Annotated in this window: 16 protein-coding genes; 12 read left to right on the top strand and 4 right to left on the bottom strand. The window is 39.7% G+C overall.

Going from position 1 to position 19,622, the window contains the following annotated elements; all coding sequences use genetic code 11:
* Positions 1 to 10: 10 nt before the first annotated feature.
* The 3 genes from CVS91_RS04005 to sstT all read right to left on the bottom strand — a co-directional run bounded on the left by CVS91_RS04005 (position 11) and on the right by sstT (position 3,638).
* A complete protein-coding gene (locus CVS91_RS04005) occupies positions 11 to 460 on the bottom strand; it encodes a hypothetical protein (protein WP_107830466.1) in 450 nt (149 codons plus the stop codon).
* A gap of 1 nt (position 461) precedes the next feature.
* Positions 462 to 2,183: a M3 family oligoendopeptidase gene (locus tag CVS91_RS04000; protein ID WP_107830464.1), complete on the bottom strand. Its 1,722-nt coding sequence runs from the start codon at positions 2,181 to 2,183 to the stop codon at positions 462 to 464.
* Between the two features lie 87 nt (positions 2,184 to 2,270).
* Entirely contained in the window at positions 2,271 to 3,638 is a 1,368-nt protein-coding gene (sstT, locus tag CVS91_RS03995; protein ID WP_413784152.1) for a serine/threonine transporter SstT, read from the bottom strand.
* 138 nt (positions 3,639 to 3,776) lie between these two features.
* Here sstT and metK point away from each other — a divergent pair, with 138 nt between their 5' ends.
* Complete coding sequence (gene metK / locus CVS91_RS03990) at positions 3,777 to 4,982, top strand: methionine adenosyltransferase (protein ID WP_002942025.1); 1,206 nt, start codon at positions 3,777 to 3,779, stop codon at positions 4,980 to 4,982.
* 41 nt (positions 4,983 to 5,023) lie between these two features.
* On the opposite strand, the gene CVS91_RS03985 is transcribed toward metK, so the two are convergent.
* Positions 5,024 to 6,316 (bottom strand): apolipoprotein N-acyltransferase, encoded by a 1,293-nt coding sequence (locus CVS91_RS03985; protein ID WP_199906226.1) that lies wholly within the window; start codon positions 6,314 to 6,316, stop codon positions 5,024 to 5,026.
* Between CVS91_RS03985 and yajC the strand changes: the two genes are divergently transcribed.
* From yajC to CVS91_RS03930, 11 genes are read left to right on the top strand one after another with little or no spacing between them, the layout of a single operon-like run.
* Positions 6,292 to 6,564, top strand: a complete 273-nt coding sequence (gene yajC / locus CVS91_RS03980; protein ID WP_002941849.1) for a preprotein translocase subunit YajC — start codon at positions 6,292 to 6,294, stop codon at positions 6,562 to 6,564. The genes CVS91_RS03985 and yajC overlap by 25 nt on opposite strands.
* Positions 6,564 to 8,144 carry a protein translocase subunit SecD gene (gene secD, locus CVS91_RS03975; protein WP_107830460.1) on the top strand — a complete coding sequence of 527 codons (1,581 nt, stop codon included), beginning with the start codon at positions 6,564 to 6,566 and terminating at the stop codon, positions 8,142 to 8,144. The genes yajC and secD overlap by 1 nt, the downstream gene beginning before the upstream one ends.
* A gap of 2 nt (positions 8,145 to 8,146) precedes the next feature.
* Positions 8,147 to 9,118 carry a protein translocase subunit SecF gene (gene secF / locus CVS91_RS03970; RefSeq protein WP_021092267.1) on the top strand — a complete coding sequence of 324 codons (972 nt, stop codon included), beginning with the start codon at positions 8,147 to 8,149 and terminating at the stop codon, positions 9,116 to 9,118.
* A 9-nt stretch (positions 9,119 to 9,127) separates the two neighbouring features.
* Complete coding sequence (locus tag CVS91_RS03965) at positions 9,128 to 9,466, top strand: DUF6394 family protein (protein ID WP_002942000.1); 339 nt, start codon at positions 9,128 to 9,130, stop codon at positions 9,464 to 9,466.
* 8 nt (positions 9,467 to 9,474) lie between these two features.
* Positions 9,475 to 11,940 (top strand): leucine--tRNA ligase, encoded by a 2,466-nt coding sequence (gene leuS, locus CVS91_RS03960; RefSeq protein WP_107830458.1) that lies wholly within the window; start codon positions 9,475 to 9,477, stop codon positions 11,938 to 11,940.
* Positions 11,941 to 11,943: 3 nt separating this feature from the next.
* Positions 11,944 to 12,483 (top strand): LPS assembly lipoprotein LptE, encoded by a 540-nt coding sequence (lptE, locus tag CVS91_RS03955; RefSeq protein WP_087580875.1) that lies wholly within the window; start codon positions 11,944 to 11,946, stop codon positions 12,481 to 12,483.
* On the top strand, positions 12,464 to 14,038 hold the full coding sequence (locus CVS91_RS03950) for a diguanylate cyclase (RefSeq protein ID WP_107830456.1): 1,575 nt from the start codon (positions 12,464 to 12,466) through the stop codon (positions 14,036 to 14,038). Before lptE ends, CVS91_RS03950 begins: the two co-directional genes overlap by 20 nt.
* Entirely contained in the window at positions 14,035 to 15,237 is a 1,203-nt protein-coding gene (locus CVS91_RS03945; RefSeq protein ID WP_107830454.1) for a Mur ligase family protein, read from the top strand. Before CVS91_RS03950 ends, CVS91_RS03945 begins: the two co-directional genes overlap by 4 nt.
* A complete protein-coding gene (gene mfd, locus CVS91_RS03940; protein ID WP_107830452.1) occupies positions 15,218 to 18,163 on the top strand; it encodes a transcription-repair coupling factor in 2,946 nt (981 codons plus the stop codon). Before CVS91_RS03945 ends, mfd begins: the two co-directional genes overlap by 20 nt.
* Positions 18,160 to 18,924 (top strand): ATP-binding protein, encoded by a 765-nt coding sequence (locus CVS91_RS03935; protein WP_107830450.1) that lies wholly within the window; start codon positions 18,160 to 18,162, stop codon positions 18,922 to 18,924. The genes mfd and CVS91_RS03935 overlap by 4 nt, the downstream gene beginning before the upstream one ends.
* Positions 18,921 to 19,589, top strand: a complete 669-nt coding sequence (locus CVS91_RS03930) for an endonuclease III domain-containing protein (RefSeq protein WP_107830448.1) — start codon at positions 18,921 to 18,923, stop codon at positions 19,587 to 19,589. Before CVS91_RS03935 ends, CVS91_RS03930 begins: the two co-directional genes overlap by 4 nt.
* Positions 19,590 to 19,622: the final 33 nt, after the last annotated feature.

The following is a 19,622-nucleotide window of genomic DNA, read 5'->3' as shown; positions in this document are numbered from 1 at the left end:
CTTAAAATTACTATTTTTTCTTAAATATATCTTTATTTTTTGGGTTTTGCAAAAAGACTGAGGCTGATTTTTTAGCGTGATCGACTTGCTTCTCTTTTGGCTTGTAGATAGAGAAATTTACAAGGATCGGGCTATTTTCAACCAAAATTTGAACCACCGCGCCAAGTGGAAATGATACCACTGAGGCAAAATTCTCACTACCAAAGCCAGCCTCAAAGCTAAGCTCATCTTGCGTTAGCCTAGCACTTTCAAGCGTGTAGCCACCAAGTGAAAACATAATGACTGGCATGCTAAAGCCACTGCTTATCTCATCTGGCAAGCTAGGCTCAAAGCTAACTAGTGGTAAATTTGCCATAACTGAGAAATTTAGCCCCTTTTCAAGTAAATAATCAATGCACTCATAGACGTGCATCTTCATCAAAAGCGCAAATTTCTCATCGTCTAAAATTTCGTCTAACATCTTAATCCTTTGAAATTTCTAAAAACTCATCTACTAGCTTTTTGACCTCGTTTATACCGATCTGCCAGAAATTTTTATCATCTATGTCAAAGCCAAATTTACCCACAAGCTCCCTTGGGCTGAGGCTCCCACCAAGGCTCAAAAACTCGGTGTAAATTTCGACAAAATTTTTACATTTGCCGCTTTTATAAAGCCCAAAAAGTGCAAGCACAAGAAGCTGCGCATAAGAGTAGGCATAGCAGTAAAATGGCGTGTGGATGAAGTGCGGGATGTAGCTCCACCAAATTTTGTAGTAGTCATTTAGCGTGACACTTTTGCCAAACATCTTTTTGCTCTCTCTTAGCCAAATTTTATTTAGCTCATCTAGGCTGATCTCGCCCCCATGTGCGTGCACAGCCCTTTCAAAGGTGGTGAAATTTATCTGGCGGTAAAGCGTGGCAAATATATCCTCGATCTTGCCAGCGAGCAGTGAAATTTTCTCTTTTTTGCTAAGGCCGTCTTTTACGTGGTCAAAAACTAGCATCTCGCAAAAGACTGAAGCCGTCTCAGCCGTGGTTAGCGGGGTGTCTGAGTTTAGGTAGCTTACGCTATATGATAGCTTTTGATGCACGGCGTGGCCAAGCTCGTGAGCTAGTGTGAAAAGGTCTCTACGCTGGTTTGTGTGATTTAGCAAAACATAAGGGTGAGTGTCGCTTGATCCAGAGTGAGAAAATGCTCCACCTCGCTTGTTTGGTGCTGGATAAACGTCGATCCAACCGTCACTAAAGGCGCTTTTGGCTATATCGCCAAATTTAGGTGAAAATGTCCCAAACGCCTTTAAAACTATCTTTTTGCACTCATCAAATTTATACTCACCTTCGCTGCTAAGAGGCGCGTATCTATCGTAGTCATAAAGCTTTTTAAGGCCTAAAATTTCTCTTTTTCGCTCGTAAAATTTAGAGACTAGGTCAAAATTTTTCTCAGTTACGGCAATTAGCGAATCAACGCTTTTTTTACTGATTTGATTTTCAAGGTGTCTTGGCTCTTCAGGAAGCTTGAAATTTCGCAGCTCGCAGCTCGTTTTTAGATCAGTTTTTATCATATTATATATGTAGCCAAGGAGGTGCTGGTGCTTGCTAAGCTCGTTTGAAAGGCTTTTGGCGGCTAGTTTTCGCACGCTTTGATCACTCTCATGAAGCTTAGCTAAAATCTCTTCTTCATTTAAAAGCTCGCCTTTAAATTTAAACCTCATCTTGCTTATGCTCTCATCAAAAAGCCTTGAAAAGCCCTCAGCTCCGGTGCTTGCCGTGCGAAGTAGCACTCTTTCTTCGGCAACGCTTAGCTGGTGTGGTTTTGCTTTGGCGAGGTTGCTTAGATAGTAGCCGTATTTTTTAGAGCTTTTTATGATCTCTTCTTGTTTTTCAGGGGCAAACTCATTAAATTTGATCTCAAAAAATATTAAATTTTCATTTGCTTTTGTCGCTATCTCATCGATCTTTGCGTAAAATGCACCCTTGCTTGTATCTTTGGCAAAATTTAAAAAAGCGTAAGTCATTACCTTTGAAATTTTAGCTATCAAATTTTCATATTCAGAAAATGCCTTTAAAAACTCGTCTGCTTTTAAATTTTCATAAATTTCAAGGTATTTATCTTTAAATTTCTCGCACTCTTTTTGTAAATTTAGTGCGTTTTGCTCGCACTCTTTTTCGTTTGCAAAAAGTGCTTTTAGATCCCAAATTTGCATATTTATCCTTTAAATTTTTGGGACATTTTACAAAAAAATGGATAAAAGTAAAATTTCAGCCAAAATTTAGCTGAAATTTTATGAAGGTTAGTTTGAATTCTCTGAGGCTACGGCTGTAAAAAGCACGTCTGATGAGCTATTTAGCGCAGTTTCAACTGAGTCTTGGATGACGCCTATCGTAAAGCCAACTGTGACAAATTGCATAGCGATGTCATTGCCGATACCAAAAAGTCCGCACGCTAATGGCACTAGAAGCAGTGAGCCGCCAGCCACGCCAGATGCGCCGCACGCACCAAGAGCTGAGATGAAGCATAGAAGTAGCGCATCGCCAAATGTAACTGTGATAGATGGGATAGAATTTACCGCAGTAAGCGCTAGGATGCTAATGGTAACAGCTGCACCGCCCATGTTTATGGTGGCTCCTAGTGGGATAGAGATCGAGTAGAGCTCCTCTTTTAGTCCAAGCTTTTTACAAAGCGCCATATTTACTGGGATGTTTGCAGCTGAACTTCTTGTAAAAAACGCTGAGATCGCGCTCTCTTTTAAGCAGATCATCACAAGTGGATAAGGATTTTTCCTAGTTAGTGCAAAAACCATCGCTGGATAGACGATAAATGCCACTACAAGCATCGCTCCAACAAGAACTAAGATCAGTTTGAGATATCCTGCAAGTGCCTCAAATCCAGTGTCATGAATGCTGATAGCAACCATACCAAAGATACCAAACGGAGCTAATCTAATGATAAATTTAACGATATGAGTTACGCCGTCGCTTATATCTTTAAATACTTTTTTGGTCTCAGGTGTAGCGTATCTCATAGCGATGCCACCACCAATCGCCCAAGTGATGATGCCTATATAGTTGCCGTTTGCTAGGGCGGTTATCGGATTTTCGACCATTTTATAGATAAGGTCTTTTAGCACGTTTGTGATGCCTTGAGGTGCTGACATATCAGCGCTTTGCAGACCTTTTAGCGGTATCTCGATAGGAAATAAAAAGCTAGCAATAACCGCCACAACAGCTGCTAAAAAGGTGCCAACAAGGTAGAGTGTGATGATCTTTTGCATGCCTTTTGTGTGGCCAAAATCTTTTAAAATGATAGAGGTTGCAACTAGGACAAAAACAAGAATAGGTGCGATCGCTTTTAGAGCGCCTTTAAACAAATCTCCTAAAACTGAGGCTGAAGCAGCGATAGAATCAGCCGAACTAGCCTTTTCTTTGGCCTCATCAAGTTGCTTTGCTTCATCTTGGCTAAGGCGAGTTTTTATGACTTCATCTACGCTTAAGCCACTCTCTTTTTGGATGGTTTGAATTTTAGCTGAGAGTTGGTTGTAAGGGGCTGCTTGATAATGTGTGTAAAAGCCAACTAGGGCACCTAGGATGATACCAACTAAAATTTGAACGATCAAATTTCCATCGGCGTATCTTCTTGCAATGTTTTTAAACATATTCATTTGACACCTTAATAAATTAGTTTTTTGTTGATTTTAGCTAAATGATTTTTAAATATAAAGAAATTTAAAAAGATTAATTCGTTTTTTATATGGATTTGTTACAATTGCACGAAAATTTAACCAAGGAAAAGGACGAAAATGTATCTATTTACTTCTGAAGTTGTAAGTCCAGGTCATCCAGACAAATGCGCTGATATCATCGCTGATAGCATTGTTGATACTATCTTAACGCAAGATCCAAATGGACGCGTCGCAAGCGAAGTTTTTGTAGCTGGAAAAAATATAGTAATAGGCGGAGAGATAAACTCAAAGGTAAAACTCTCTTATAAAGACTACGAAAAGATCGTAAAAGACGCTCTTGCGCATATTGGATATGACGGAAAGAGCAACTTTACAAAAGAGCAGTGCTTGCACCCAGATGATATCGAGGTCAAAGTCTGCTTAAATCAACAAAGTCCAGATATAAATCAAGGCGTTGATCAAAGTGACGGCGAGATCGGAGCAGGTGATCAAGGCATCATGTTTGGCTTTGCGAGCTGCGAAGCGAAAGAATTTATGCCAGCAGCTATAACTTACGCAAGAATGCTTTGTGAAAAAGTATATAAATTTGCCAAAGCAAACCCTGATAAACTTGGTGTTGATATAAAAACTCAAGTTACGATTGATTACGGCAGTAAAGACAACTTTGAAAACTGCAAACCTCAAAGTATCCATACCATCGTCGTTTCTGCGCCATGCGTGGAGAGCATGAAGATAGAAGAGCTTCGCGCACTAATACAAAATTTAATAGACGAAACTGGCCTTCCAAAAGAGCTATATAATAAAGAAAAAACTATCATCTATATAAACCCAACAGGCAGATATGTAAATCACAGCTCACTTCACGATAGCGGCCTAACAGGCAGAAAACTAATCGTCGATAGCTTTGGCGGATATAGCCCAATAGGCGGTGGTGCTCAGTCAAGTAAGGACTACACAAAGGTTGATCGCAGCGGACTTTACGCAGCGCGCTGGATAGCTAAAAACATAGTCGCAGCTGGCCTTGCTAAAAAATGCATTGTCCAGATAAGCTACGCGATCGGCGTTGCAAAGCCAACTTCAGTTAGTGTTGATACTATGGGAACTCACGCAAACGGCGTAAATGACGATATGCTTTCAAATTTTGTAAGCGAGCATTTTTCTCTAACACCTCGCTGGATAACAAATAAATTTGGTCTTGATAAGCCAAGCAAAGATACATTTTTATATGCAAAAGTAGCTGCAAAAGGTCAAGTAGGAAATGCAAAATATCCTTGGGAAAAGCTTGATGCAGTTGATACTTTCAAGGCTTTACTAAAAAAATAATCAAAAAAGTGGCTTTATATAAAAGCCACTTTAAATTTCTTTTAAAACTCATCCCAAAATGCTTTTTTAGGCTTTATGATCTCACTTTTTGAGCCATTTACGCTGTGATAGACCGCTTTATTATACTTTGTAGCAAGGTGTTTTATAAGTAGTCTTTGAAGCACAGGCTCGCTACTTGGCACAAACCAGCCGTTGTTTGTGATAGCAACGACCACGTCAAATTCGCCCTTATAAAGCTCCTCTCTTGTCGCTTCATAGCAGATGGCGTTTCTGATCTTAACTCTGTCTATCTCATAGTCACTAAAATTTTCAGCTTTTTTAAAGTCACTAGCTCCGCCAAAAAATAGCTTATTTACGGCATCTTGCATAAATTTTGGCAGAGGGATTTCTTCTCCAAATGGCACTAAAAATTTCTTATCCATTCGTCTAAGAGTGCTATTTTGAAACAAAAAGGCAGAGTTATAAATTTGCTTATTTTCATAAGCAAGCGCGCCAGCTACGATAGTTATCTGTTTTGAAAGCTCTTTTAACTCATCAACAAGCAGCGGCTCATTTGTCATAAATAATGGAAACGCACTCTCTGGAAGCACGATGAGACGTTTTTGCTCGGCTATGGCGCTATTTATCATGTCTAAATTTTCATTTGTAAATTTCATGCGCAAGTTTTTATCCCAGCGCACTCTTTGAGCGACATTAGTATTTACTAACTCCACATCAAATGGCAGAGTTTTTGCCTCGTTACTTTTAAACTGCAAAGCAGCGATGAGACAGATAAAAGCTAGGATAAATTTTAAAATTTTACCTTTTAAACTCAAAGAAATGGCTGCTAAAAATATAAATATAAGCCCTCTAGTATTTGGCTCAAAAGCACCTAAAACAAGTGTCGCTTCAAGGTTAAACCAGTTAAAGCCAAATGGGTGCACGTAGCTTATTAAAAATAATAAAACAGCTCTTAGTGCTACAAAGCTTGGAAAAGAGGCTATCCAAAATAAAAGCCCATAAACAAGGGCTACAAAGAGGATGACAAATGGGATAAGCCAGACAAGCTCATAGTAGATAAAACTAAAGCCGATCCAGTAAAACCACAAAATCCCAGTGAAAAATCCAGCTGCGAAAAAGCCAGCTCTGCTTAAATTTATGATGATGTAAATTCCAGCTAGCGTGAGAAAAGGTGAGATGAAATTTAAAATTTGATTTTCAGCCATGGCTAAAAAAATGAAATTAGAAAGCAAAAAAGCACCGACAAAGGCTTTTATTATAATTTTAGTGCTAAAATGTCCGTTTAAAAATCTTACAAATAAGGAAATCCATGCAAAACGCTGATTTTTTAACATCATTACTACCTCTTGTTGTGCTTTTCGCCATATTTTACTTTTTGGTTATCAGACCTCAACAAAAACAACAAAAAGCCCACGCAGCAATGCTTGCAGCTCTTGACAAAGGCGATAAGATAGTAACTAATGGCGGACTTATATGCGAAGTGATTAAAGCCGAAAATGATTTTATCAAAGTTAAACTTAACGATGATGTAATCGTTCGTATAGCACGCGAGTTTGTAGCTAAAAAGATCGAAGATAAATAATGCGTAACGCAAGAGTTACATATAGGCTGATTATATTAATATTAGCCTTGGTTTTTGGTTTTGGCTTTTCGGTGCCATCTTTTTTTCAGACTCAAAGTGGAGCTAAAATTTCGCTAGGACTTGACCTTCAAGGCGGTCTTCATATGCTTCTTGGTGTTGAAACTAATGAAGCCATCCACTCTAAGATCAAATCAATCGCTGGAAGCATAAATTATTATGCTAAAAAAGAAGATGTGCTTATTGATAAATTTAAGATAAAAGAAGATAGTGTTGATTTTGCGCTGCTTGATAGTGACGAGGCTCCAAAGGTTGATAAGGCTTTGACTGAGATAAAAGGGCTTGATATCAAAAAAGATGGTCTAAACTATCACATCACTCTAACAGAGCAAGAGAGGCTTGATACGATCGAGTATGCGATCTCTCAAGCTGTTGAGACTATTAGAAACAGGCTTGATCAGTTTGGTCTAGCTGAGCCAACAGTCGCTAGACAAGGCAAAGACAATATCCTAGTCGAGCTTCCTGGCATAAAAACAGAAGAGGATGAGCAAAGAGCGAGAGATCTTATCGCAAAGGCTGCTCACTTACAGCTTATGGCAGTTGATGATAAAAGACAAGATCAGGCTAATACCATGAGCGAGGCCGAGGCTGAAAGCTATGGTGATGTGATCTTTAAAGATGCTAAAAATGACCGCGTAAAATATGTCGTTAAAAATATCCCTGTGCTTGATGGCTCGATGCTAACTGACGCAAAGGTTGCGTTTTCTCAGCAAAATAACCTACCGATCATAAATTTCACACTAAATTCAGAAGGTGCTAGAATTTTTGGTGATTTTACTGGTGCAAATGTCGGTAAAAGGCTTGCTATCGTGCTTGATGGTAAGGTCTATTCAGCTCCAGTTATAAATGAAAGAATAGGTGGCGGCAGCGGTCAGATCAGCGGTGGCTTTACACTTGACGAGGCTCACGACGTAGCGATCGCGCTTAGAAGTGGCGCACTTTTAGCACCTGTTAAGATGCTAGAAAAAAGAAGTGTCGGTCCATCTTTAGGACAAGAGAGCATCAATCAAAGCATGGTAGCTCTTGCTGCCGGATCTATTTTAGTCGTACTATTTATGCTAGTTTATTATGGAATTTCTGGAATTTTTGCAAATATCGCGTTAGTTGCAGACGTTGTTATATTAGTCGCTGTCATGGCGCTTTTTGGAGCGACGCTTACTCTGCCAGGCATGGCTGGTATCGTGCTAACTATCGGTATGGCGGTTGATGCAAACGTCATCATAAATGAGCGTATACGTGAGCTTTTGCGTGAAGGCGTGGCGATAAGAACGGCCGTGCAAAAGGGCTATGAGCACGCTATGAGTGCGATCATCGACTCAAATTTAACTACTATCATCACAGTTGCAGTGCTTTATGCTTATGGTACTGGTCCAGTTAAAGGCTTTGCTGTGACAATGGCGATAGGTATCATGGCTTCGATGCTAACGGCTATTTTAGGTACTCATGGTATGTTTGATGCTGTCATGGACAAGATAGAAAAAAGCGGAAATACCAGACTTTGGTTTGGTTATAAAAGGAGCTAGGGATGCAAATTTTTACTAAGGCAAAAGTTTATGATTTTATGCGGTTTAGATTTGCTTCATTAGCACTTTCTATATTTTTATTTGTTGGTTCGATCTTTTTGCTAGCAACAAAGGGTCTAAACTACGGCATCGACTTCTCTGGTGGCACGCTTATACAGCTAAAATACGACACCAAAGCGCCACTTGATAAAATCCGCGACGCTTTTGGCACAAATGAAGTGCTTAAAAACGCCTCTGTTACTGAGTTTGGAAGCGAAGATGAGGCTGTTATTAGATTTTCTGGATCAAGCTCAAATTTAACTGGTGACATCGGCACTGAGATAAAGCAAATTTTAAAAGATACTGGAAATTTTGAAGTAAGACGTGTTGATATCGTTGGTCCAAAGGTTGGTGACGAGCTTAGGCAAAAGGGCTTGATGGCTCTTGGAATTTCACTAATTGGCGTGCTTCTTTATATCACATTTAGATTTGAGTGGAGATTTGCGCTAGCTGCGATCGCAACTGAAATTCACGATATCGTTATAACCGTCGGTGCTATTTCGCTATTTGATATCGATGTAAATTTAGACACTCTAGCGGCTGTATTAACGGTGCTTGGCTACTCGCTAAACGATACGATCATCATTTTTGACAGGATAAGAGAAGGCATAAAAGAGAGCAAGAGAACTGATATCGAAGGCGTTATCAACGAGTCAGTTTCAGCCACACTTTCAAGAACTATCCTAACTTCAGCCACTACGATGATGACTGTTGTTGTGTTATTTTTATTTGGTGGAGATATGATACATGGATTTTCATTTATCCTTATCGTTGGTATCGTTATAGGAACGATCAGCTCGATCTACATCTCATCGCCATTTCTTATCTGGTTTAAATTTAGCATCGAGCATTTTAGGGCTAGAGAGGCTGAGAAGCAAAGGATCAAAAAAGAGCGTGATAAAGAGCGTGCTATGTTTGAAAAAGGCGTTGTGTAAGGAGGGATAATGAACTGGGGAAAAGTTATCTACATATTTTTTGCGCTGATGAGTCTTACGACTACGGCGGAGTTTTTATATGATAAAAACGAGATTGCCCTTTTTGTGGCGGCTAGTATAAATTTGGTTTCAACTTTACTTAAGATCGGTGTTAAAAATTTACTATCAGCTGAGCTTTTTGCTAGCTCGCTGGTTGCTGATTTGCACCTTATACCAGCTTTTGTTATTTTGCAAGTATCTGAAAATGCAACGCTTAGCTACTCGCTAGCCATTGGCGCGGTCATCGCAAATATATTTTCACTAGCCTTGGTATTAATAGAATCAAGCAAATCACAAGAAGAATTTTAGGAGAAAAAATGGCTGAGAAGAGAAAATATGAGCCTTTAAAGATAGAAAAAAAGTGGCAAGAAATTTGGGATAAAAATGAAGAATTTGAACCAAAAGATGATCTAAGCTTGCCAAAAAAATATATCCTAAGTATGTTTCCATATCCAAGCGGACGCATACATATGGGACATGTAAGAAACTACTCTATCGGCGATGCGCTGGCTAGATCATATAGAAAAAGCGGCTACAACGTGCTTCATCCTATCGGCTTTGATAGCTTTGGTATGCCAGCTGAAAATGCAGCCATAAAACATAAAATTCACCCTAAAATTTGGACTTACGAAAATATCGACTATATGAAAAAGGAGCTTGCAAGCCTTGGCTTTTCATTCTCTAAAAAGAGAATTTTAGCTACATCTGATCCGCTTTACACAAAGTGGGAGCAAAGCTTTTTTATAAAGATGTTTGAAAAAGGGCTTGTTTATAGAAAAAATGCCATCGTAAACTGGTGTGAATACGATCAAACTGTGCTTGCAAACGAGCAGGTTGAAGATGGTAAATGCTGGAGATGCGGTAATGATGTTGTACAAAAAGAGCTTCCAGGATATTACTTCAACATCACAAAATACGCTAGCGAGCTACTTGAAGATCTAAAACTTCTTGAAGGCAAATGGCCAAATCAAGTCATTACAATGCAAGAAAACTGGATCGGCATAAGCTACGGCTTGGAGTTTAAATTTAGCCTTGATGAAGCTTCAAAAGAGACTTTGGGTGGTAAATTTGATGGTTTTGAGGTATTTACAACAAGACCCGATACTATTTATGGCGTTAGTTACACAGCTCTTGCACCAGAGCATCCTATCGTAAAAGCGCTTCTTGAAAGTGATAAATTTGATGAAAGTAAAAAGGCAAAGATAAAAGCAATACTTAATCAAAGCCCAAGAGAGCGTCAAGCAAGCGATAAAGATGGAGAATTTTTAGGAATTTACGTCGTTCATCCACTCACTAATGAAAAGATCCCAGTTTGGGTTGCAAATTTCATCCTAGCTGACTATGGCAGTGGCGCTATCATGGCTGTTCCTGCGCATGATCAAAGAGACTTCGAGTTTGCAAGTAAATTTAATCTACCTATAAAACCAGTCGTAAAGCCGCTTGAGGGCGAGAGTGACGGCTCTAAGGCGTATTCAGAATACGGAGTTGCTATAAATTCTGAGCTGATAAACGGTCTTGGCTCAGAGGAGGCCAAAAGCTTTATAATAGAGAAATTTGAAAAAGATGGCCTTGGCAAAAGGATCACAAACTACAAACTAAGAGACTGGGGAATTTCTCGCCAAAGATACTGGGGTGCGCCGATACCTGTCGTGCACTGCAAATGCTGCGGCGTAGTGCCTGAAAAAGAGGAAAATTTACCTATCGCACTGCCTGAAGATGTCAAGATCACAGGCGAGGGCAACCCGCTTGATAAACATCCAACTTGGAAATTTACAAAGTGTCCAAAATGCGGCCAAGACGCGATCAGAGAGACCGATACGATGGATACATTCGTAGAGAGTAGCTGGTATTTTGCTAGATTTGCAAGTGATGAGAAGAGTTGGGAGCAAAAAGCACTTGATGAAAAGAGCGTGAATTATTGGATGAATGTAGATCAGTACATCGGCGGTATCGAGCATGCGATCTTGCACCTTTTATACGCTAGATTTTTCCAAAAGGTCTTAAGAGACCTTGGCTATCTAAGAGATGATGAGCCGTTTGAAAATTTACTAACTCAAGGCATGGTCTTAAAAGATGGCAAAAAGATGAGTAAAAGCAAGGGCAATGTCGTAGATCCTGATGATATCATAAATAGATACGGCGCCGATACGGCAAGGCTTTTTATCCTTTTTGCCGCTCCTCCTCAAAAAGAGCTTGAGTGGAATGACAGCGCAGTTGAGGGTGCATTTAGGTTTTTAAATAGGCTTTGGGAGAAGGCGCAAACTATCAAAAAGATAGATAAATTGCCTGAGATAGATCACGAAAGCTTAAATAAAGATGAGAAATTTGCAAGGCTAAAAATTTATGAAGCGCTTAAAAAATCAACCGAGGTTTTTGGCGATACATTTGCTTTTAATACTTTAATCGCTGCTTGCATGGAGGCACTAAATGCTATAAATGCGCAGGATAATGACGATGTAAATGCTGAAGGCTTTTTCATCATCTTAAATTTACTAGAGCCTATCGTGCCGCATATCGCAAATGAGCTTAGCGAAGAGCTTTTTGACAGAAAGAATTTCACAAAGATAGCTGTAAAAGAAGAGGTCTTTGTGAAAGATAGCATTGCTCTTGCAGTTACAGTCAATGGCAAGAAAAGGGCTGAGTTTGAAGTGGCAGCGAGCGAGAGTGAGAGTGAAATTTTAAAACAAGCTAAGCAAAATGTGGCTAAATGGCTTGAAGGAAAAGAAATTTTAAAAGAGATTTATATAAAAGGCAAATTAGTAAATTTTGTCATTAAAGGATAAATTTTGAGATATTTTTTAGCGTTTTTTATTGCGATATTTATATGCGGATGTGGCTATAAACCAGTTTCAAAGATCTCGCAGGATTTGGTTGGAGATAGAGTTTATGTTGATGTTATTATCAGCAAAGAAGAGCCAAAAAATAGTGTCTGGATAAAAGATGCCGTAAAAGAGGGTATGGTTGCAAGGCTGCATAAATCACTATCAAGCAAAGATAGCGCTGATACTTCGATAATAGTTTCGGTAAAAAGTTTAAATTACGAGGCAATCATCTATGATGAATACGGCTATATCACATCTTATAAAGCTCTTTTAACTCTAAACTATAAAACCAAATTTAAAGATGGTCGTGTCATAGATATACCTGCTACTGGCGAGTATGATTTTAGTGTGGCAAGACGTCAAAAGAGCGTAAGATACGCAGATAGTGTCATTAGCGATACTCAAAAGTATGAAGCTATAAAAGAGGCTTCAAAAGAGGCGTTTGATGAGTACATCGCAAATTTAGCTGTAAAAGGATATAAAAATGGCAGCAGTAACCGTTAGTCAAATAGTCAAGGAAGCCTTGAGCGAGATAAAAGATCGCCATTTGATGCTAACGCCAGAAAATTACACCGAAGTTTATAATGAAATTTCTAAAAAATATGGCTTTACAACTGAAGAGAGCAAAAAGATAGAAAAATATATCTCAAGGCTTGGTGATGACTATAAAGCGCAAGCTATAAGCCTTCATATAAAAACGGTTGATGAGTTTGTAGCTTTTATGACCGCTAGGCTCTCTCACGGTGCTAAAAATGGCACAGCACAAGTGGTCGATGATAAAAAGTTAAAGTCACTAAATGCCTTTGCAAGAAGAATTCTCCAAGCCATCTCTATGCTTCACAACAAAGATGCAAAAGCCCTAGCAGAGCAAGGCATGCAGCTACTTGCTAGAAGATATGATGAGAAAAATCTTGAAGAGATGTGCCTTAAATGGTTTGACTTTGTAAGCTCTTACGATACTGAATTTTTGGACTTTTTGAAATATTATGGCGTGAGAGACTTTGACGATCTAAAGACTATGAGCGCTGAGCTTGAGAAATTCTTATCTCAAAAAAATGAAAACGCAGAAGAAAACGCTTTAGTTGAGCTTTTAAATTTTGCGCTTGAGCCTTCTATCACAAAGGAGCTTGGCGAAGAGCTTAGCAGCATTAGAAGCGTTTTGAAACAAAATCCACAAAGCCTAAATAGCAAAGAATTTCAAGATAAGATAAAAGGTTTTGTTGATCGCAGGATCGAAGAAGATAGAACCGAGATCATCGAAAAGGTTGGCTCATTAAACAACATCTTGCAAAGCATAGGCGAGAGGATTTCAGATATCGCAGCTAGCTCTCAAAGTAACTCAGCTAAGGTGCAAAGCATCAAAAATGATCTTAAAAATGTAAATTTAAATGCAAATAGTATCGATCATGTAAAGAGCATGCTTATCGAGATCGCAGGTGCTTTAGAGATCGAGAGTAAGGAGCTTGGCCTTGAAATGAACAGCAAGCAAGCGACCATTTCTGAGCTTCAAAACAGGGTCACAAGTCTAGAAAAAGAGCTTGAAGCTGCGAAGCTTGAGAGTAAAGAGGACTTTTTAACAAAAGTGGCTACAAAAAGAGCTTTGATGAGTGAAATTCAGCGTATCGAAGAGGCTTATAAGCGTTACGGCACGGACTATTCGATCTGCTTTGTTGATATCGACTTCTTTAAAAAGATAAACGATACCTACGGACACGAAGCTGGCGACGTGATCCTTTCTGCCGTGGCTCAGGTGCTTAAGAAAAATGCTAGAAAAGTTGATTTTGTAGGTAGATATGGCGGCGAGGAATTTGTCATTTTGCTACCAAGCACGAGCCTCAAAGATGGTGTTAGATTTGGTGATAAGTTAAGAAGCATGATTGAAAATTTCAAATTTATCTATAAAAACGAGCGCATCAAAGTTACCATTAGCTCTGGTGTGGCGACAAGAAGTGCAAATTTAAGTGACACTATGACGCTTGAGGGCGCTGATAAGATGCTCTATCTTTCAAAAGAGGGCGGCAGAAACCAAGTCATGCCAAAGATAATCGAGGAAAAATGAGCCTAGCGAAATTTCTTGATGGCAAGCCACTTTACTACAAAGAGATCGACTATGGTAGGATCATAAGGGCTTATGATACGATCAAAGGCCATCTAAAGCCTTTTAAGATAATCCACATCATCGGCACAAATGGTAAAGGTAGCACGGGTCGCTTTTTAGCGCAAATTTTAAGCCAAAAGGGCGCAAAAGTAGGCCACTACACGAGCCCACATATATTTAAATTTAACGAGCGATTTTGGTTAAATTGTGAGGTCGCTAGCGATGAAATTTTAGAGAGAGCTCATGAGCGTTTGCAAGCTCTTTTGAGTGATGAGTACAAGATAAAAACGAGCTATTTTGAGTATATGACGCTGCTTTCTGCGGTGCTTTTTGAGGGTTGTGACTACTTTGTCTGCGAGGCTGGCATGGGCGGCGTGCTGGATGCGACAAATGTCTTTGAAAAAGAGCTAAGCATCTTTACTCCGATCGGCTTTGATCACACGGCGATATTAGGCAATAGCTTAGAAGAAATTTCACGCACGAAATTTGAAGCTATGGGCAAAAGAGCTATTTTAAATGATGAGATGAACAAGATAAGTGTGGCTATCGCAAGAGAGATCGCGAGCGAGAAAGGCGCAACTCTGAGCTTTCCAAGAGAAATTTTGACCAAAGAAAATTTAAACGAGATCATAAACTACGCAGATAAATTTAATCTTCCAGAGTTTTTGCGCTCAAATTTAACTCTAGCCTACGCCGCAGCTAAAATTTTAGATAGCAGCATAGATATCAAAAAGCTTGGCGCTTTATCGCTTCGTGGCAGATGCGAAAAGATCGCTTCAAATTTATACGTTGATGTCGGTCACAACGAGCTTGGCGCAAAGGCTGTGGCTAAGAAATTTAGCCAAGAAGAGTTTAGCGGCAAGAAGCTAACGCTAGTTTATAACTCGTTTTTAGATAAAGATTTCAAGGCGGTCTTAGCAGCTCTAAAGCCAGTCATTGATGGCGTGCTACTTTATCACTACCACTGCGAGGGCAGGGAGCTTGGCGGAGAGCTTATAAATAAAGCTTTAAACGAGCTTGAAATTTCGCATAGGGAGTTTGAGCCAAGCGATATGAACGATATAAAAGAGGTAAAAAACGGCAAAATTTACCTAGCATTTGGCTCGTTTCACCTGGTCGAAGCCTTTTTAAAAGAGTACTATGCAAGCAAAGGTCTATGAGTATCTTTTAACACACGCCCCACAAATTCTCATCTGCGAAGATGACAAAGAGGCGGCACTCTGCGCTGATGCGGCCAGTTTTGCTGGCTTTAGCGCATTTAAACTACCTGATTTTAGAGCTAAAAAGGGCGATGATCTAAGAAGCTTTAACGAAGAGCTTTTTGAAATTTCATCCGTTCTTAGCAAATACTATAAATTTGATGGCAAAAAGATCATCATAAGCCCATTTAGCACGCTTTTAAACCCACTTCCAACGCAAAAAAACTTAGAGAGCTCAACGATCAAGCTAAAAGATAATCTAAATTTAAGCGAATTTGCCGACTTGCTCATACGATTTGGCTACGAGTGCGTCGATATCGTTGAGAGCGTTGGCGAGTTTAGCATACGCGGCGAAGTGATCGACATTTATGGCGTAAATATGGACGATCCTGTTAGAATTTTACTCTTTGGCGATGAGGTGGAGAGTATCAGAAACTACAATACCGCCACGCAAATTAGCAATAAAGCCGAGCTAAGCGAAGCTGAGATCGTGCCATTTATCGCAAATTTGAGTAAAGATGAGTTTGAAAAAGTGAGCCAAAAGATCGAGGATATGCAAAGCGATGCTTTGGTGAGCGATCTAAATTCACTTGGATTTTGGGCGATAGATAGCTTTAGCGACTACTTGAAAGTTTTTGACTCAAAGCTTGTTAAAAAGATCGATTTTGAAATTTATGATGTGGCTGAAGATAAATTTAAGGGTATTGAAATTTTGCCCGAGCCAAAGGTCTATAAAGACATAGAAGTTACTTTAAATTTTGACTTTTTTGAGCTAAATAAGAGCAAAAGTATAACCGTTCTTTCAAGAAATGAGTGGCTTTTTAAGGGCTATGAGCTTGATGGCTTTGCAAATGTAAAGCTTGAAATTTCGCCCCTTGTAGTAAATTTAACCTCAAACGACAAGATCGTAGTCTCTCTTAATAAATTTGAGAAAAAAAGGCGGATTAAGCGCTCAAGCCTCGTGGTTGATGAGCTAAAAGTAAATGACTACGTCGTGCATGAAGATTATGGTATAGGCAGATTTTTAGGGCTTGAAAAGATCAAGGTTTTGGGTGCGACGAAAGAATTTGTGGTTATTGCCTATCAAAATGACGACAAGCTTCTTTTGCCGGTTGAGCATCTAAATTTGATAGATCGCTACATCGCTCAAAATGGCTCTATGGCGGTGCTTGATCGCTTAGGCAAGGCAAATTTTGCCAAGATAAAAGAGAAGGTTAGAGAAAAACTCTTTGCGATCGCCTCAAAGATCGTGGCGATGGCGGCAAAAAGGGAGCTAATCGCAGGCAAAATTTTACAAAAAGAGGATATCTCTTATCTAAATTTCGTCCAAGACGCTGGCTTTTCATACACGAATGATCAGCAAAAAGCGGTAAATGATATAAAAGATGAGCTAAAAAGCGGCAAGGTGATGGATAGGCTGCTTAGCGGAGATGTTGGCTTTGGTAAGACTGAAGTTGCGATGAATGCCATATTTACCTGCATAAAATCAGGCTTTAGCGCATTTTTCTTCGTGCCAACGACACTTCTTAGCTCGCAGCACTACAAGACGTTAAGCCAAAGATTTAGCAAATTTGGCATAAAGGTCTTTAGGCTGGATCGCTTCTCAAGCGCCAAAGAAAAATCAAGCTTGCAAAAAGCACTAAAAGAAAATGCGCCTATAGTTTGTGTGGGAACGCATGCACTTCTTGGTGTAAAGGCTGAAAATTTAGGGCTTATCGTGGTTGATGAGGAGCATAAATTTGGCGTTAAGCAAAAAGAGCAGCTAAAAGAAATTTCTCAGCACTCACACATCTTAAGCATGAGCGCCACGCCGATACCAAGAAGCCTAAATATGGCGCTTAGCAAGATAAAAACATATAGCATTTTAGCCACTCCGCCAAGCTCAAGGCTGGATGTGAGAACAAGCGTGAGAGAGTGGGACGAAAAGGTCGTCAAAGAGGCTATCATGCGTGAGCTAAGACGCGGCGGGCAGACCTTTTACATCCACAACCACATCGCAGACATCGAGCAGACGGCAAATGATCTAAGGAAAATTTTGCCAAAGCTTAGAATTTTGATACTTCACTCAAAGGTAAATGCAAAAGTCACTGAAGATGAGATGATGAAATTTGAGCGGGGCGAGTATGACTTGCTACTTTGCACCAGCATCGTTGAAAGCGGCATCCACCTGCCAAATGCAAACACCATAATCGTAGAAAATGCCAATAAATTTGGCATGGCTGACCTGCATCAGCTCCGCGGTCGCGTGGGTAGAAGCGACAAGCAGGCCTACTGCTACTTTTTGGTGGAAGATAAAGATGCCATTAGCAAAGACGCGCTAAAACGACTTGTGGCACTTGAGGGCAACTCATTTTTGGGCGCTGGCTCGGTGCTAGCCTATCACGACCTTGAGATAAGGGGTGGGGGTAACATCATCGGCGAGGCGCAAAGCGGTCACATCGAGGCTATCGGCTACTCGCTATATCTAAAGATGCTAGAAGATGAGATAAACAAGCTTCTTAATCAAGACTCCGCAAAGCTTGACAAGATCGATCTAAAACTTAGCGTAAGCGCCTTTTTAAATCAAGAATTTATAAGAGAAGATAGGCTAAGGCTTGAAATTTACAGGCGCCTTAGCAAGTGCAAAGAGGTCGCTGAGGTCTATGAGATACAAAGCGAGCTTGAGGATAGATTTGGCAAGATAGATACATTTACAAAGCAGTTTTTAGACCTTATCATCATCAAAATTTTAGCTCTAAAAGCTGGTATAAAGACGATCTCAAACAGCGAACAAAATATACTAATAACAAAAAATGACGACGAGAAGATCAGGCTAAAGTCACGCAGCAAGGACGATGACGATGTTTTGGCTGAAATTTTGGTCTATCTAAGAAAGGATAAGAGATGATAGATTGGGGCGTGAAGTACGCAGCGATTTATAGAAGTACAAAAGGGATGTTAAAACCGGTTGAGGATATCGATTTTGTCGATATCGACTCACTTTATGGACTGGAGAAACAAAAAGAAATTTTGCTAAAAAATACTAGAAATTTTATAGCTGGCGACGAGGCAAATCACGTGCTTCTTTGGGGCGAGAGAGGATGTGGCAAGTCAAGCCTTGTAAGGGCTGTTTTTACTAAATTTTATAAAGAGGGACTTCGCATCATTGAGATTGGCTGCGAGGATCTAAAATACCTTGGCGACATTATCGATGAGATCAGAAAGAGCGAGTTTAAATTTATCATTTTCTGCGACGATCTAAGCTTTGAAAATGGCAGCAATGAGTATAAATTTCTAAAACCTATCATGGATGGCTCTATCCAAAAGCCGCCAAAAAACGTCCTTTTATACGCCACATCAAACCGCAGACATCTAATAAGCGAGTTTAAAAGCGAAAATGAAAACTCGCAGCTAATAGACGGAGAAATCCACTATAGCGACGCAGCTCAGGAGAAAATTTCGCTCTCAGATCGCTTTGGTCTTTGGATCAGCTTTTATCAAGGCAACTACGATGAGTACCTAAAAATGGTTGATTTTTACTTTAAAGACTACGCAGGCGACAAAGATGAGCTTCACACGCTTGCTAAAAATTTCGCCACCCTTAGAGCTAGCAGAAGCGGTAGGACAGCAAAGCAGTTTTATCTAACTTTTAAAGAAAATTTAAAATGAGATCAACTGATCTGTTTTTAGCTCTACTAAATCACAAAAGTAGAAATTTTGACGAGCTAAAATGGCCAGGCGAGGGCACTTTTGAGGTTATTTTGGGCGCTATTTTAGTGCAAAATACCAACTGGAAAAATGTTGAAAAAGCGCTGGATAATCTAAAAAAAGCGAGCAAAGATAGCCTGCAAGGCATTTGCACGCTTGAAAACAGCGAGCTTGCCACACTCATAAAGCCAAGTGGCTTTTACAACACAAAGGCAAAACGGCTAAAGACGCTTTGTCTAGCTATAAAAAATGAATTTGAGAGCTTTGATAACTTCAAAGAAAACGCAAGCCGTGAGTGGCTCATAAGCGTAAAAGGCGTTGGCGCTGAGACTTGTGATGCGATACTTGCTTATGCTTGCGGCAAGCCTTATATGGTCGTTGATGCCTATGCGCTTAGGATAATGGCATATTTTGACTACATTTTTGAGAGCTACGACGATGCGGCTGAGTGGTTTAGCTCGCTTGATTATGATGAAATTTACAAATTTCTTGATAGTGAGAAATTTGACGAGAGTGAGGTTTTAAAGCTCTATCATGCGCTTATTTTGGAGTTTTGCAAAGAGAATTTCAAAGGCAAAATTTTAAGCCAAAACGGACAAGAGGTGCTTGATAGCATTAAAAATTAAAAATTTTATTTTAAATTTAGCGCAAATTAGGAC

Origin of the sequence: Campylobacter concisus (genome assembly GCF_003048985.1) — a bacterium.
Classification (GTDB): domain Bacteria; phylum Campylobacterota; class Campylobacteria; order Campylobacterales; family Campylobacteraceae; genus Campylobacter_A; species Campylobacter_A concisus_AY.
The sequence above is the reverse complement of the archived record's forward strand: the minus strand, read 5'-3'. Positions and strand labels throughout refer to the sequence as shown.